The following is a 15,583-nucleotide window of genomic DNA, read 5'->3' as shown; positions in this document are numbered from 1 at the left end:
TTGAGATAGGGGATTTGGAGCTTAGTTCCCGCCTGGGGTGGCGAGGGGGCTTGCTCCCGCCGGGCGGTATTGGCGACGCGTTTTTTTGGCTAAAACGCGTCGTCAGGTTTTGCGTCTGCTGCGCAGCCGAGCGGGAGCAAGCTCCCTCGCCACAGAAAGCCCCTCAGCAGGGTCAGACAGCGGCAGGGCGCAGGGAGTAGGTCTTCAACTGATCGGCGAAGTCGCGCAGGGATTGAATCCCGCTGGCTTCGGCTTCGTGTACCCAATCCTTGATGGCGGCCAGCATGTCGTGACCATTTGAGCTGGTCTTGACCCAGATCTGCTGCAAGGCCAGTCGTTTCTCGTAAATTACCTTCAGCGCCTGGCTGTGCTCGAGCATGGTCTGGATGCGTACGTGGTGTTTGTCATCGAGCAGGCTGGTTTCCCGGGAGAGCAGGCGTTTGGCTCGGTGGAACTGGTGACGGACCGAGTGATCGACCTTTTCCAGTTCCTGTTTGACCAGCGGCGCGATCACCAATTTGCGGTACTGGGCCATGATCTGGAAGCGGTTGTTGAGGATGGCCATGGCGGTGTCCATGTCCAGGCTGCCTTTACCTTCTACCCGGTGGGCGATTGGTGCAACCCGTTGAACCTTGGCCAGACGCAGGAAACTGAAGACCTGGATCCAGGCCCAGCCGAGGTCGAACTCCCACTTCTTCACCGACAGTTTTGCCGAGTTAGGGTAGGTGTGATGGTTGTTATGCAGTTCTTCGCCGCCGATCAGGATGCCCCAGGGCACCAGGTTGGTCGCCGCATCGCGGCATTCGAAGTTGCGGTAGCCGACGGCATGGCCCAGGCCATTGACCACGCCGGCGGCCCAGACCGGAATCCACATCATCTGGATGGCCCAGATGGTGATGCCGATGGTGCCGAACAGCAGAAGGTCGATGACGGCCATGATCGCCACGCCCAGCAGCGGGTAACGGCTGTAGAGGTTGCGTTCGATCCAGTCTTCGGGGCAGTTCTTGCCGTAGATGCGCAGGGTCTCGGGGTTTTCCGCTTCGGCGCGGTACAGCTCGGCGCCTTTGCGCAGAACGGTGGACAAGCCCTTGATAACCGGGCTGTGCGGGTCATCGACGGTTTCGCATTTGGCGTGATGCTTGCGGTGGATGGCGGTCCACTCGCGGGTGTTCTGCGCCGTGGTCAGCCACAGCCAGAAGCGGAAAAAATGTTTCAGGCCAGCATTGAGCTCGAGCGAGCGATGGGCTGAATAACGATGCAGATAGACCGTGACGCCGATAATCGTAACGTGGGTCATCAGCAGGGTGACTGCCACCAGTGACCAGGGCGACAAGCCGAGAAAACCTTCGTACCACATAGGCTATAGGGCCCTCGATAAAGAAAAAAACAGCCGTTGCATTATCACTAAGCCCACAGATAAAACCAGTCGCCCTTTCAGATAAGAGTGGCTGGATGTTTCTTGACCTATAATTCCACCCTTTTGCAGGGACATGGACGGCCTAATGTTTGCCACCTATCGCGACGCGTTGCGTGCAGCGCTGCTTTATCTGTTGCTATCTGTAGTCTGGCTGCAGTTCAGTGGCTATTTATTGAACAGTTTCTTCGATAGCTCAGACGAGCTGCTGCGGTGGCAACTGATCAACGGTTACGTCTGGGTTGCGTTCAGTGCCGGGCTGATCTTCATCGCCCGAGCGCGATTGCTCCGGTGCCTGGGGATCGGCGCCACATTGCGTGAGCGAAATGACGACCGCGAGCGTTTGCGTCAGGCGGCTGCGGTCTTCGATTGCACACGTGAAGGTGTGCTGGTCACCGATTGCAACGGCTTGATCGTCCACGTTAACCGGGCGTTCATGGAAATCACCGGTTACTCGCTAGAGGAGGTGCTGGGCCAGCGACCGAGCCTGTTCAAGTCGGGTCATCACTCGGCGGATTTTTACCAGGCGATGTTCTCGACACTCAGTAGCATCGGCGAATGGAGCGGGGAAATCTGGAACCGTCGAAAAAGCGGTGAAATCTATCCGCAATGGCAGACGATCCGCATTATTCACGACGATCAGGGTCGGCTCAGCCATTACGTTGCCGTGTTTTCCGATATCAGCGCGATCAAGAACTCCGAACATGAACTCAAGCATCTGGCTCATCACGACCCGCTGACGGATTTGCCTAACCGCTTGCTGTTCACTGACCGTACCGAGCAGGCACTCACTTCGGCGCAACTCCACAAGCGCGGCTGCGCGTTGCTGATGATCGATCTGGATCACTTCAAGATGATCAACGACAGCCTCGGGCACACGATTGGTGACCAATTGCTCAAAGCCGTGGCCGAGCGCTTGAAGGCCATGTTCGGCCCAGGCATCACGCTGGCGCGGCTGGGCGGCGATGAGTTCGCCGTATTGGCTGAAAGTTGTCCACAGTTGGAGCATGCCGCGGCACTGGCTCAGCGCATCCTCGACGGCATGAAGGAGCCATTCCCGATCGACGGACATCAACTGTTCATCAACGCCAGCATCGGCATCAGTTTGTTCCCCAGTGATGCCTTGAGCGCTGAACAGCTACTGCGCAACGCCGACTCGGCCTTGTTCAAGGCCAAGAGCGCTGGCCGCGATGGCTATGCGCTGTACACCGAAGAATTGACCGCTCATGCGCAACAGCGGGTCGAGACCGCGTTCGAACTGCGCCGCGCGCTGGAGCAGCAGGAGTTGCGGGTGTATTACCAGCCGGTTCACGACCTCATGACCCGTCGCCTGGTGGGTGTCGAGGCGCTGGTGCGCTGGGAGCACCCGCAACGGGGGCTGGTGTCGCCAGCGGAATTCATCCCCATTGCCGAACGCACCGGGTTGATCGCCGAGATCGATGCCTGGGTCATGCGCCAGGCATGTCAGCAGATGTGCCAGTGGCAGCAGGCCGGAGTCGCGTTGTCGTTTGTCGCGGTGAATGTTTCGTCGCGATTGTTTGCTCGCCGTGAGTTGTATCAGCAGGTGGCGCAGGTACTGCGTGAAACCGCTCTGGATCCGGCGTATCTGGAGTTGGAAGTTACCGAAAGCGCGGTGATGGATGACCCGGAAGTGGCGCTGGAGCAGATGCATCGCTTACGCGAGCTCGGCGTACGGCTGGCCATCGATGACTTTGGTACCGGGTATTCGTCGTTGTTGCGACTCAAGCGTTTGCCGGTACAGAAGCTCAAGATCGATCAGGGCTTCGTGGCCGGGTTGCCGTGGGATGAGGATGATGGGGCCATCGTACGCGTGATCATCGCCCTGGCGCAGAGCATGGGGATGCAGGTGCATGCCGAGGGGATCGAGCAGGTCGAGCAGGCGGGTTTCCTGCTCGAACACGGCTGTGATCTGGGGCAGGGCTACTGGTTCGGTCGACCGGTGCCGGCCCAGCAGCTCGATTGGATGCACGCACCGCAAATCCACTAACCCCTTCCATTGTGTGCAGCGTGCCTGTTTGTCGCGTTGTACACGGATCTGTAGGAGCCGGCTTGCTGGCGAAGGCGCCCTCAAACTCCCCACATGACGGGATGCCCTCATCGCCAGCAAGCCGGCTCCTACAAGGGGGCGCGCGTCCCTGGTTGCGCGTAAACCCTCGTCCCGGCAAGCATTTTATTTTGGTTATATAAACATTCTTAAATAGTCTTTTTAAGAATATCCGCACCTATCTACTATTGGCCTCACGCCGCAAGCAGTGCCGGATACTGCCAGGCAACCTCTCAGTCGAAGGAGCAGCACCATGAGCGCATCCCTACGTAGCGTTGACGGTCAAGACGAAGCCACCATCTTGCGTGAGATCCAGAGCGCCCTGCGCGATCTGCGGTTCGGCGCCGTGGAAATCACCGTGCACAACGCTCAGGTGGTCCAGATCGAACGCAAAGAAAAATTCCGTTTGCAGAACCCAAGCAACAAACCGAGCTGAGCCAAAGATCAAAAGATCGCAGCCTGCGGCAGCTCCTACAGGGGATTTGTGTAGGCGCTGCCGAAGGCTGCGATCTTTGAGCAGGTAACCCGATTCCAGATCATAAAAAAAGCCAACACGCCCAGAATTTCAGGAGCTTTCACCATGTCGTCGATTCGTCATTTCGCTTTGGCCGCCCTGGCCAGTGCCCTTTTTGCGGGTTCCGCGGTTGCCAAGGATTACGAGCTGCTCAATGTGTCGTACGACCCGACTCGCGAGCTGTATCAGGATTACAACGCTGAGTTCGTGAAGTTCTGGCAGAAAGATCACGCTGGCGACACCGTGAAGATCCAGCAATCCCACGGTGGTTCGGGCAAACAGGGCCGTGCGGTAATCGATGGTCTGCGCGCCGACGTGGTCACCCTGGCCCTGGCTGGTGACATCGATGAAATCGCCAAACTCGGCAAGACCCTGCCGGCGGACTGGCAGAAGCGTCTGCCGGAAGCGAGCACGCCGTACACTTCGACCATCGTGTTCCTGGTGCGTAAAGGCAACCCTAAAGGTATCAAGGACTGGGGCGACCTGATCAAGAACGATGTGTCGGTCATCACCCCGAACCCGAAAACCTCCGGCGGTGCTCGCTGGAACTTCCTCGCGGCCTGGGCCTACGGCCTGAAAGCCAACGGCGGCGACGAAGCCAAGGCCAAAGAATACGTACAAACCCTGTTCAAACACGTGCCAGTGCTGGACACCGGTGCGCGCGGTTCGACCATCACCTTCGTCAACAACGGTCAGGGTGATGTGTTGCTGGCCTGGGAAAACGAAGCCTTCCTGGCCCTGAAAGAAGACGGCGGCGCCGACAAGTTCGAAATCGTCGTGCCTTCGCTGTCGATCCTCGCTGAGCCGCCAGTGGCCGTCGTCGACAAAAACGCCGAGAAGAAAGGCAACGAGCAAATCGCCGAAGCGTACCTCAAGCACCTGTACAGCCCGGCCGGCCAGGAAATCGCGGCGAAAAACTTCTATCGTCCACGTGACAAGGATGTCGCTGCGAAGTACGCCCAGCAGTTCCCGAAACTGGAGCTGGTGACCATCGACAAGGACTTCGGCGGCTGGAAATCCGCGCAGCCGAAATTCTTTAATGATGGTGGTGTATTCGACCAGATTTACCAGGCGCAGTAATCTGCCATTAGCCACACCACGAGCCTTAAGCTTGGGCGCATAACATGTGGGAGCGGGCTTGCTCGCGAAGGCGGTGGTTCAGTCAACGAATATGTTGAATGTGCCAGCCTCTTCGCGAGCAAGCCCACTCCCACTTTGGCGCGTTTAGCTGATTGATTTTTCAACCAAGGACTTTTATGTCGCGTCGTATCTCCCCCGTCATACCCGGCTTCGGGCTGACGCTGGGCTACACCTTGGTGTACCTCAGCCTGATTGTGCTCATTCCACTGGCGGCGATGTTCGTGCATGCCGCCCAACTCACCTGGGATCAGTTCTGGGCGATCATCTCGGCGCCCCGAGTACTGGCGGCGTTGAAGCTGAGCTTCGGCACCGCGCTCTATGCCGCGATCATCAACGGCATCATCGGCACGCTACTGGCCTGGGTGCTGGTGCGCTACACCTTCCCGGGTCGCAAGATCATCGATGCGATGATCGATCTGCCCTTCGCATTGCCCACGGCCGTGGCCGGTATCGCGCTGACCGCGTTGTACACCCCGACCGGGCTGGTGGGTCAGTTCGCGGCGGACCTTGGCTTCAAGATCGCCTATACCCCCCTCGGCATCACGCTGGCGCTGACTTTTGTAACGCTTCCATTCGTAGTGCGTACGGTACAGCCAGTATTGGCCGATATCCCCCGTGAAGTGGAAGAGGCAGCGGCGTGTCTCGGTGCAAAACCGTTGCAGGTTTTCCGCCATATCCTGGTGCCCGCACTGCTGCCCGCCTGGTTGACTGGTTTCGCGTTGGCCTTTGCCCGCGGGGTCGGCGAGTACGGCTCGGTGATTTTCATCGCCGGCAACATGCCGATGAAAACCGAGATCCTGCCGCTGCTGATCATGGTCAAGCTCGACCAGTACGATTACACCGGCGCTACCTCCATTGGTGTACTGATGCTGGTGGTTTCCTTCGTCCTGTTGCTGCTGATCAACTTGCTGCAACGCCGCATCGAAACCCCATAAGGAGGCGCGAACCATGTCCCAATCGTCTATTGCGGCCGCCTCTTCGGCCAACGCCGCCCGCCGTGGCAGTGCCACGTCGCGGCGAATCCTGATCGGCCTCGGCTGGCTGATTTTTGCGCTGTTTCTGTTGTTGCCGCTGTTTATCGTGGTGTCTCAGGGGCTGAAGCTGGGCCTCGGTGCGTTCTTCGCCGCGATCTTTGAACCGGATGCCCTGTCCGCGCTGAAACTGACGGTGATCGCCGTGTTGATTTCGGTGCCGCTGAACCTGGTGTTCGGTGTCAGCGCCGCGTGGTGCGTGAGCAAGTACTCGTTCCGCGGCAAGAGCATGCTGGTGACCCTGATCGACTTGCCGTTCTCGGTGTCGCCGGTGATCGCCGGTCTGGTCTACGTGCTGATGTTCGGTGCGCAGGGCCTGTTCGGTCCGTGGTTGCAGGATCACGACATTCAGATCGTGTTCGCTTTGCCAGGCATCGTGCTGGCGACGATTTTCGTCACCGTGCCATTCGTGGCGCGCGAGCTGATCCCCTTGATGCAGGAACAAGGCACTCAGGAGGAAGAGGCCGCGCGTCTGCTCGGCGCCAATGGCTGGCAGATGTTCTGGCACGTCACCGTTCCCAATATCAAATGGGGCCTGATCTACGGTGTGGTGCTGTGCACGGCGCGGGCGATGGGTGAGTTCGGTGCGGTGTCGGTGGTGTCCGGGCACATTCGCGGGGTGACCAACACCTTGCCGCTGCACGTCGAGATCCTCTACAACGAATACAACCACGTGGCCGCGTTCGCCGTGGCGAGCCTGTTGCTGATCCTGGCGCTCTTCATCCTGCTGCTCAAGCAGTGGAGCGAAAATCGTATTAACCGCCTGCGCGCCAGCGCCGCGGAGGAATAATTCATGTCGATCGAAGTGCGTAACGTCAGCAAGAATTTCAATGCGTTCAAGGCGCTCAATGACATCAGCCTGGACATTCAGAGCGGCGAACTCGTGGCGCTGCTCGGCCCGTCGGGTTGCGGCAAGACCACGCTGCTGCGGATCATCGCCGGCCTGGAAACCCCGGATCAAGGCAGCATCGTGTTCCACGGTGAAGACGTTTCCGGCCATGACGTGCGTGATCGCAACGTCGGCTTCGTATTCCAGCACTATGCGTTGTTCCGCCACATGACGGTGTACGACAACGTCGCGTTCGGCCTGCGCATGAAACCGAAAAACCAGCGCCCGAGCGAAAGCCAGATCGCGGTGAAAGTCCATGAGTTGCTGAACATGGTGCAACTGGACTGGCTGTCGGATCGCTACCCGGAACAACTCTCGGGCGGCCAGCGTCAGCGTATCGCGTTGGCCCGTGCGTTGGCGGTGGAGCCGAAAGTCCTGCTGCTCGACGAACCTTTCGGCGCACTCGACGCCAAGGTTCGTAAAGAACTGCGTCGCTGGCTGGCGCGGTTGCACGAAGATATCAACCTGACCTCGGTGTTCGTGACCCATGACCAGGAAGAAGCGATGGAAGTCGCCGATCGCATCGTGGTGATGAACAAGGGCGTGATCGAGCAGATCGGTTCACCGGGCGACGTCTACGAAAACCCGGCCAGCGATTTCGTTTATCACTTCCTCGGTGATTCGAACCGTCTGCATCTGGGGGAGGACAACCACGTGCTGTTCCGTCCGCACGAAGTGTCGCTGTCGCGGCATGAACTGGACGACCACCACGCGGCCGAGGTGCGCGATATCCGGCCGCTGGGCGCCACGACCCGGGTGACGTTGAAGGTCGAAGGCCAGAGCGAGCTGATCGAAGCTGAAGTGGTGAAGGATCACGACAGCCTGATCGGGTTGGCGAAGGGCGAAACCTTGTTCTTCAAACCGAAGGTCTGGCAGAAAGTCGCCAACATTTAACCTTGCAGGAACCGGCTTGCTGCGGGCGGCGATCCGACGATTGCGGTGTGTCTGACACACCGCGTTATCGTTGATCGCTAGCAAGCCAGCTCCTACATTGAGTTGAGTCGTTTGCAAATCCCCTGTGGGAGCGGGCTTGCCCGCGATGGCGTCCTACGCCGCAGCGTTTTTCTGACGCAGACGCACCCCGCCCACCCGCGCCTCGATCTGCTCTTTCAGATCCCGCCGCATCCCCAGCAAAAACGCCAGCTCCACCACCACAAACAACGGCCCGACAATCAGTCCCGTCACATCATCGACAAACGCCGGTTTGCGTCCTTCGTAATGATGCCCGACAAACTGAATCGCCCAGCCGATCACAAACATCCCGATGCCACTCGCCAGCCACACCAGCGTGCTTTGCTGTGCCAGCACATGACCCGCCCAAACGCACAGACCGAGCAGCACCGTCATCAGCACGCCTAAACGCAGTTCCAGGCGCAGGTAGAACCAGGCCGATGCGAGCGAGACCAGCACCGCCGGTGAAAGCCAGCCTGCGGCCCATTGCGGCCGCGACAGCAATACCGCGACAGCGACCACAATCAGCGGAATACCGATAAAGTGGCTGGCGATATTGCGCGGATCACGGTGGTAAGCGGCGTATTGACTGAGATGGTCAACGAGGCTTTTCATTGTTATTCCTCCTGTAGGGTGATTGATCATGCCCCGGGTTCACCTCTCGCTCTGTCAGCCAGGCGACAATCTCCAGGAGTTTTGATGGACATGCAGGTTTGGCGTTCGCGTCTGATGACGGGGCAATGGTTCAGCCATTTACCTGCTCCCTTACAGAATAGTCTGCTGGCCGCGGCCAAGGTGCGGCGCCTGTCATCGGGGCAGCGGCTGTTCAAGCGCGGCGATCCGCCGTGTGGGCTGTACGCCGTGATCGAAGGTGCGGTGCGCATTGGCGCGGTGAGCGAGCAAGGCAAGGAGGCGCTGTTGAGCCTGGTGGAATCGCCGCACTGGTTCGGTGAAATCTGCCTGTTCGACGGTCAGCCGCGTACCCACGATGCGTTCGGTCTGGGTCAGTGCATTCTGTTGCACATCCCGCAAGCGGCGCTGTTGGCCATGCTGGATGAGCAACCGGTGTACTGGCGGCAACTGGCATTGCTGATGAGCCAGAAACTGCGCCTGACCTTCATCAGCCTCGAACAGCTGAGCCTGATGCCGGCGCCGGCACGTTTGGCGCATCGCTTGCTGATGATCGCCAAGGGTTACGGCGAAATCGACCCGCCGCGACGGGTATTGCAGCTGCCGCAGGAACAACTGGCTTCAATGTTGTCGCTGTCACGCCAGACCACCAATCAGCTTCTCAAGGATTTGCAGGGGCAGGGGATTGTGAATCTGAAGTACGGCGAGATCGAAATTCTGGATGCCGAGCGGTTGCGGGCGTTGGCGATTTTTTGAAACAAAGCGTTATAGGTGGGCTTTGTCTGCGAAGGCGCCTAGCCTGTGACGACGACAATTGAGGTGTGCCATGCGTGTGCTGTTAGTGGAAGACGAACCGAAGACCGCCAAACTCCTGGCCAAAGGCCTGAGCGAGGCGAGTTACTCGGTGGATGTTGCGCTCAATGGCATGGACGGCCGCCGCTTCATCGAGACCGGCGAATACGAACTGATCATTCTTGACGTCATGCTGCCGGGGTTGAACGGCTGGCAGTTGCTGCAACAGATCCGCAAGCTTGGTGAGACGCCGGTGCTGTTCCTCACCACCAAGGATGGCATCGAGGATCGCTTGCGCGGGTTGGAGTTGCATGAGGATGATTATCTGCTCAAGCCGTTTGCCGTGAGCGAGTTGGTGGCGCGGGTGCGCAAGTTGCTGCGGCGGGATCGGGGGCGCTGAAGCTTTTGCGGTGCCTGGGCAATCGCCATCGCGAGCAAGCCCGCTCCCACAGGTTCAGCGTCGTACACAGAATCATTTGCACACCCTGGATCCCTGTGGGAGCGGGCTTGCCCGCGAAGAGGCCGGCCCAGGCAACCCACCTTCCGGACCTGTCAGCGCAACCCATCCCGAAACTGCCCCGGCGTCATCCCCGTCCAGCGCTTGAACGCTCGGCTGAAGCTGCTCGTATCGGCAAACCCCAACAGATAACTGATCTCGCTCAACGAGCATTGCGGGTCGCGCAGGTGCAGCAGTGCCAGGTTTTCGCGGCTTTCATTGAGCAGCGTATCGAACCGGCAACCCTCATCCGCCAGATGCCGTTGCAGGCTGCGCAAACTCAGGTGCAGGGCTTGGGCGATGTGCTCGGCGCTGGGCTCGCCTTCGGGCAATTGCTCTTCGATGGCGTCGCGAACCTTGCGCTCCCAGGTCAGGGGCTTGAGTTGCGCCAGCGTGCGTTTGAGCACGGTTTCGTTGTGTTCCGCCAGTTCTGGATTGGCGTCGTCCAGGTGACTGTCGAAATCCACCAGAGAAAATTCCAGTCGGTCCTCGTCGGCCGAAAAGTACACCGGGGCGCGGAAGACTTTGTGCCATTGATGCGCGTCGGCCGGCTCCGGGCGGCGCAAGTACACCGCTAGCGGCGCATAGTCTCGGCCGAGGCGATTGCGGCAGGTGCGCACGTAAATGGCAGCGAAGGCGTCGATGGCTTCGAATGCCGGCGCCGGATTGCCTGACGGGATTTTCAGGCGGAAGCGGTAGCGGTCTTCGGTGCGGATTAACTCAAGCTCCAGGGCATCGCTGACCACCTGGTGATACCGCACGATGCGCTCGAACACTTCCCGCAAACTGCCACTGGCCACCAGGGCATAACCGAGCGCATGAAACGTGGTCGGGCTGACGAACCGCGAGACGCGCAAGCCGATCGCCGGATCGCCACTGACCTGCACGGCGATTTCCCACAGGCGCGTGGTGCCGGACAACGGGTAACGGGCGTTCGGGTCGTCCATCAATTGCGGGTCGAGCCCCGCCTGGTGACACAGGGCGGTGCTGTCGAGGCCCAGCGCATCGAGTTGCTTGCGCAGGGCGCGGGTCCAGCTGGCGAGGGAGGTCGGTTCAGTCATGCTGATTGGCGCTTCCGGTCAACAGGTTGGCGTCCACGGCTACCGCGTTGTGAGGGTTCACAAGGCAGGATGCGAACATCAATAACCAGAGGATGGAAGCATGGACGGTACTTCTGCAAGTCCCCAGCGACTGAATGCAACCCAACGATCTGCGCATATTCGCGAAGTGGTGTTGGCCAGAGGGGTCGAACTGCGCAAGCGTTACCCGATTCTCAACCATCAGGACGCCCTGGGGGCGGGCATTCTGGCCTTCGCCCTGGCCGGAATGGTCGGCTCTGCAGCGCTCTACCTCACCGGGCATATGGCCTGGTGGGTGTGTCTGCTGCTCAACGCGTTCTTTGCCTCATTGACCCACGAGCTGGAACACGACCTGATTCATAGCATGTACTTTCGTAAACAGCGGGTGCCGCACAACCTGATGATGGGCCTGGTGTGGCTGGCGCGGCCAAGCACGATCAACCCATGGATTCGTCGGCATCTGCACCTCAACCACCACAAGGTTTCCGGTACGGAAACCGATATGGAAGAACGGGCGATCACCAACGGCGAGCCCTGGGGTTTTGCACGGCTGTTGATGGTCGGCGACAACGTGATGTCGGCGTTCATCCGCATGCTGCGGGCCAAGACCTGGGAGCATAAGTTCAGCATCATCAAACGCGCATTGAAGGTCTATGCGCCACTCGCGCTGGTGCATTGGGGCGCGTGGTACGTGTTCCTCGGCTTCCACGCCGCCAACGGCATTGCACATCTGTCGGGGACACCGATTGAGTGGTCGGCGACCACGCTCTCAGTGATGCAGGTGATCGACATCGCGGCGGTGGTGATCATCGGTCCGAACGTTTTGCGCACGTTCTGCCTGCACTTTGTCAGCTCCAACATGCACTACTACGGCGACGTGGAGCCGGGCAACGTCATGCAACAGACACAAGTGTTGAACGCTTGGTGGCTGTGGCCGTTGCAGGCGTTCTGCTTCAACTTCGGCAGTACTCACGGCATTCATCACTTTGTGGTGAAGGAGCCGTTTTACATCCGTCAGATGACGGCACCGGTGGCGCATAAAGTGATGCGCGAGATGGGCGTGCGCTTCAACGATATCGGTACGTTTGCCCGGGCCAACCGCTTTGTTCGCAAGGAAACCGTCGAACCGCAGGAAGTGCATGCGGCTCGGGCTTGACCGATGAATCCGGAAACTCAAACGCTGGTCATCAATTTGACCCAAAGGGACGCTAAGTTGTGACCTGTGGAGTGATTGGCATATGCGATTCAGGTCTAATAAAGTAATTAAATATTCCTTTATTAGATAACCGTTTCCGCCAATCATCTCGCTACAGATTTTGAGTTTCCGGGGCCGTCTCCTTGGCAGGGTGCGGCCCCTTTTTTATCCCTCAGGAAAAACACAGGTCCAATGTGGGAGCGGGCTTGCTCGCGAATGCGGTGTGTCAATCAACGTTGATGTCGACTGACACCGCATTCGCGAGCAAGCCCGCTCCCACATTGGATTTGTTTTATATTCGATATAGGTCTTAATAAATAGCTTCTTATTCCTTAACGAATATAACTCTCCTCCCTATACTCGACCGGGAACAGACACGCAGCAGGAGAGTTCCCCATGCGCAACGAATCAATTCGCTACCTGATTGTGCCGGGCTGGCAAGGATCGCCAGAAGATCATTGGCAAAGCCACTGGCAGAACAGCCTGCCGAACAGCGCGCGGGTGGAGCAGGCCGATTGGTTTACACCGCGTCGTGAAGACTGGGTCGCGGCGCTGGCCGAGGCGATTGCCGCCGACAGCACGCCGGTGATTCTGATTGCCCATAGCCTGGGTTGCATCACAGTCGCGCATTGGGCAGCCACTGCACCGCTGAATTTTCTGCGTCAGGTGCGCGGCGCCCTGCTGGTCGCGCCAGCGGACGTCGAGCGCCCGGCCTGCGCGCCGGCACTGCGCAACTTCGCACCGATTCCGACGAACCTTTTGCCGTTTCCGAGCCAGGTCGTCAGCTCCGACAACGACAATGCCGTCAGCGCACCGCGTGCCCTGGAACTGGCCCGTCACTGGGGCGCCGAGGCGGGGATTCTGTCGGGTGCCGGGCACATCAACGTGAAGTCCGGTCACCAGCGTTGGGAGCAGGGTTTTGCTTATCTGTATCGCCTGCAAAACCGCATGGAACACCACGCCCTGCGCCGCGCTTGAGCATTTTCTTTTTTTAAAAACGGCCCCCGCCTCCCGGCGGTTTTGGCCGGGAGCCTGCCATGAGTTTTGAAGCCTTCGGTCAGCCGCTGCTGACCTTTCCCGACGCAGAAAAAAGTCCACTGAGCATCCGCGCCAAGGCGCTGGTGTTCGTTGATCCGCGCTCGCGTCAATTGCGCGAGGAGCTGGAACAACTGGCGCCGCGTTCGATTTCCGTATTGATCCGTGGTGAAACCGGTAGCGGTAAAGAGCTGTTGGCGCGGCACATCCATCGCGCCAGTGATCGTGGTGGGTTATTCGTCTCGGTCAATTGCGGCGCGATCAGTCCAACCTACGCCGACGCTGAATTGTTCGGCTATGCGGCCGGCAGTTACAGCGGCTCGGCAAGCAGTCGCGCCGGTTGGTTCGGTTCGGCCAATGGCGGCACGCTGTATCTGGACGAGATCGGAGACCTGCCGCTGCCGATTCAGATCAAGTTGCTCGCCGCACTGGAAAACCATGAAGTCACTCGTGTCGGTGCGCCTCAACCGAGCCCGGTGGACGTGCGTCTAGTGGCCGCGACCAGCATCGATCTGGCGCAAGCCGTGGCTGCCGGTAAATTCCATGAGCGGCTTTATCACTACCTCAGTGAGGGGCAGCTTGAGCTGCCGGCCTTGCGCGAACGGGTCGGCGATATCCTGTCGTTGTCCGAGTACTTCCTGGGCATCTATAGCCAGCGACTCGATTCGCCAGTGCCGCTGATCAGCGAAGCGGCTCAACAGTTGTTAGAGGCGCATAGCTGGCCCGGCAATACCCGGGAACTGGAAAACGTCATTCACTTTGCGTTGCTGGTCAGCACCGGCGACGAGATCTTGCCCGAACATTTGAACCTGCCCGAAGCACTCGCGCCCCTGGCGCAGATCGAGCAGCAACTCCAGCACATCCTCACCAAAGGCTCTGCCACCGAACAAGCCGCCCTGAAACAACTCCTCAAAAACACCGCGCTCTTGTAGGAGCAAGCTTGCTCGCGATCCAGGCAACGCGATGTATCAGGAAAGACGCCATCGCCAGCAAGCCGGCTCCTACAGGTAACGGCGGTAGGCGGTCGATGCACGCGCTAGAGCTGTATGAACAAAATGGAATATGAAAGTGAATAAAAGATATTGTTCGGGAATAAAAAATCCCGGTATTGTCCGCCTCACGCCAGCGATAGCACTTCACTGGCACTCGTACTAAACAAGCCGTCGTCGATGACGACCGTGATTTTCGATAAGGACACTGCATGAAAAAGGTTCTGTTGTTCACCGCACTGGCGGCTGCCCTGACCGCGGGCCTGGCCCAGGCTGGCGAGAAACTGGTTGTCGCGGCGACCCCGGTCCCACACGCCGAGATTCTGGAACTGATCAAGCCAACCCTCGCCAAAGAAGGCGTGGACCTGGAAATCAAAGTGTTCACCGACTACGTTCAGCCGAACGTGCAGGTTGACCAGAAGCGTCTGGACGCCAACTACTTCCAGACCCTGCCGTACCTGAAAAACTTCAACGAAGGCAAAGGCACCAACCTGGTGACCGTGATCGGCGTTCACGTTGAACCGTTCGGTGGCTACTCGAAGAAGTACAAAAAACTGGCTGACCTGCCAAACGGTGCGACCATCGCTCTGCCGAACGAAGGCAGCAACAGCGGCCGTGCTCTGCTCCTGCTGCAGAAGGCTGGCCTGATCGAGTTGAAAGACCCGAAAAACGCCCTGGCTACCCCGAAAGACATCGCCAAGAACCCGCACAACTTCAAGTTCAAGGAACTGGAATCGGCCATGCTGCCGCGCGTTCTGGACCAGGTTGACCTGGACCTGATCAACACCAACTATGCGCTGGAAGCCGGTCTGAACCCGGCCAAAGACGCGCTGGTGATCGAAGGTGCCGATTCGCCTTACGTGAACTTCCTGGTGGCTCGTCCGGACAACAAGGACAGCGTAGCCATCCAGAAACTGGCCAAGGCACTGACCAGCCCTGAAGTGAAAGCCTTCATCGCCAAGAAGTACAGCGGCGCGGTACTGCCGGCGTTCTGATTCGACGCAGCATCGAACCCCTTCAAGGTTTCAAACGCCGACGGCTGGCAGTAGCGTCGGCGTTTTTTTGTTACGCCAGTCGAGCAAAAGATCGCAGCCTTCGGCAGCTCCTACAGGGATTTGTGTACATCTGTAGGAGCTGCCGAAGGCTGCGATCTTTTGCTTTAAGCCACCCTGGCCTTCAACGCCCTGCGCAACGCCACCAACAACTTCACGATGTCCTGCGGATCCAGTCGCTGCGGTACTTTTACGTCAGCCATGTTCTCTTCCTTGTGATGGTTCGGCCGGGAGTCTGGCCAAAAGCTGTGCGTCCTTGGAGGGCTATTTCGAAAAAAAGATCCTTCCTACAGCCAAAAGGAAAATAGTCG

At 58.9% G+C, this 15,583-nt stretch carries 15 protein-coding genes; 12 read left to right on the top strand and 3 right to left on the bottom strand.

From position 1 onward, the window contains the following. Positions 1 to 172 precede the first annotated feature (172 nt). A complete protein-coding gene (desA, locus tag PMI01S_RS05405; protein WP_084318329.1) occupies positions 173 to 1,357 on the bottom strand; it encodes a delta-9 fatty acid desaturase DesA in 1,185 nt (394 codons plus the stop codon). Positions 1,358 to 1,502: 145 nt separating this feature from the next. On the opposite strand from desA, the gene dibA reads away from it, so the two are divergent. The 6 genes from dibA to PMI01S_RS05375 all read left to right on the top strand — a co-directional run bounded on the left by dibA (position 1,503) and on the right by PMI01S_RS05375 (position 7,947). Beyond that, positions 1,503 to 3,422 (top strand): phosphodiesterase DibA, encoded by a 1,920-nt coding sequence (gene dibA / locus PMI01S_RS05400; protein WP_084318328.1) that lies wholly within the window; start codon positions 1,503 to 1,505, stop codon positions 3,420 to 3,422. Positions 3,423 to 3,732: 310 nt separating this feature from the next. Continuing rightward, positions 3,733 to 3,915 carry a sulfur starvation response protein OscA gene (oscA, locus tag PMI01S_RS05395; protein WP_007945260.1) on the top strand — a complete coding sequence of 61 codons (183 nt, stop codon included), beginning with the start codon at positions 3,733 to 3,735 and terminating at the stop codon, positions 3,913 to 3,915. 144 nt (positions 3,916 to 4,059) lie between these two features. Further along, on the top strand, positions 4,060 to 5,073 hold the full coding sequence (locus PMI01S_RS05390; RefSeq protein WP_084318327.1) for a sulfate ABC transporter substrate-binding protein: 1,014 nt from the start codon (positions 4,060 to 4,062) through the stop codon (positions 5,071 to 5,073). Between the two features lie 176 nt (positions 5,074 to 5,249). Further along, a complete protein-coding gene (cysT, locus tag PMI01S_RS05385; protein ID WP_030131597.1) occupies positions 5,250 to 6,068 on the top strand; it encodes a sulfate ABC transporter permease subunit CysT in 819 nt (272 codons plus the stop codon). A gap of 13 nt (positions 6,069 to 6,081) precedes the next feature. Then, positions 6,082 to 6,954, top strand: a complete 873-nt coding sequence (gene cysW, locus PMI01S_RS05380; RefSeq protein ID WP_084318326.1) for a sulfate ABC transporter permease subunit CysW — start codon at positions 6,082 to 6,084, stop codon at positions 6,952 to 6,954. Between the two features lie 3 nt (positions 6,955 to 6,957). After that, positions 6,958 to 7,947 (top strand): sulfate/molybdate ABC transporter ATP-binding protein, encoded by a 990-nt coding sequence (locus PMI01S_RS05375; protein WP_084318325.1) that lies wholly within the window; start codon positions 6,958 to 6,960, stop codon positions 7,945 to 7,947. 153 nt (positions 7,948 to 8,100) lie between these two features. Here PMI01S_RS05375 and PMI01S_RS05370 read toward each other — a convergent pair whose 3' ends face one another. Further along, the gene (locus PMI01S_RS05370) at positions 8,101 to 8,619 is read right to left on the bottom strand and encodes an Mpo1 family 2-hydroxy fatty acid dioxygenase (protein ID WP_084318324.1); all 519 of its coding nucleotides are present in this window, start codon (positions 8,617 to 8,619) and stop codon (positions 8,101 to 8,103) included. A gap of 84 nt (positions 8,620 to 8,703) precedes the next feature. Between PMI01S_RS05370 and PMI01S_RS05365 the strand changes: the two genes are divergently transcribed. Continuing rightward, positions 8,704 to 9,390: a Crp/Fnr family transcriptional regulator gene (locus PMI01S_RS05365; RefSeq protein WP_084318323.1), complete on the top strand. Its 687-nt coding sequence runs from the start codon at positions 8,704 to 8,706 to the stop codon at positions 9,388 to 9,390. Positions 9,391 to 9,460: 70 nt separating this feature from the next. Further along, positions 9,461 to 9,826, top strand: coding sequence for a response regulator (locus PMI01S_RS05360; protein ID WP_084318322.1), 366 nt, complete (start codon positions 9,461 to 9,463; stop codon positions 9,824 to 9,826). Positions 9,827 to 9,978: 152 nt separating this feature from the next. Here PMI01S_RS05360 and PMI01S_RS05355 read toward each other — a convergent pair whose 3' ends face one another. Then, on the bottom strand, positions 9,979 to 10,983 hold the full coding sequence (locus tag PMI01S_RS05355; RefSeq protein ID WP_084318321.1) for an AraC family transcriptional regulator: 1,005 nt from the start codon (positions 10,981 to 10,983) through the stop codon (positions 9,979 to 9,981). Positions 10,984 to 11,083: 100 nt separating this feature from the next. On the opposite strand from PMI01S_RS05355, the gene PMI01S_RS05350 reads away from it, so the two are divergent. From PMI01S_RS05350 to PMI01S_RS05335, 4 genes are all read left to right on the top strand, one after another. Beyond that, complete coding sequence (locus PMI01S_RS05350) at positions 11,084 to 12,157, top strand: fatty acid desaturase (RefSeq protein WP_084318320.1); 1,074 nt, start codon at positions 11,084 to 11,086, stop codon at positions 12,155 to 12,157. Between the two features lie 435 nt (positions 12,158 to 12,592). After that, the gene (locus tag PMI01S_RS05345) at positions 12,593 to 13,174 is read left to right on the top strand and encodes an alpha/beta hydrolase (protein ID WP_084318319.1); all 582 of its coding nucleotides are present in this window, start codon (positions 12,593 to 12,595) and stop codon (positions 13,172 to 13,174) included. A 59-nt stretch (positions 13,175 to 13,233) separates the two neighbouring features. Beyond that, positions 13,234 to 14,163, top strand: a complete 930-nt coding sequence (locus PMI01S_RS05340; RefSeq protein ID WP_084318318.1) for a sigma 54-interacting transcriptional regulator — start codon at positions 13,234 to 13,236, stop codon at positions 14,161 to 14,163. A gap of 269 nt (positions 14,164 to 14,432) precedes the next feature. Beyond that, positions 14,433 to 15,215 carry a MetQ/NlpA family ABC transporter substrate-binding protein gene (locus PMI01S_RS05335; protein ID WP_008032521.1) on the top strand — a complete coding sequence of 261 codons (783 nt, stop codon included), beginning with the start codon at positions 14,433 to 14,435 and terminating at the stop codon, positions 15,213 to 15,215. The last annotated feature ends 368 nt before the right edge of the window (positions 15,216 to 15,583 follow it).

This window comes from Pseudomonas migulae NBRC 103157 (assembly GCF_002091715.1).
Classification (GTDB): Bacteria; Pseudomonadota; Gammaproteobacteria; order Pseudomonadales; family Pseudomonadaceae; genus Aquipseudomonas; species Aquipseudomonas migulae_A.
The sequence above is the reverse complement of the archived record's forward strand: the minus strand, read 5'-3'. Positions and strand labels throughout refer to the sequence as shown.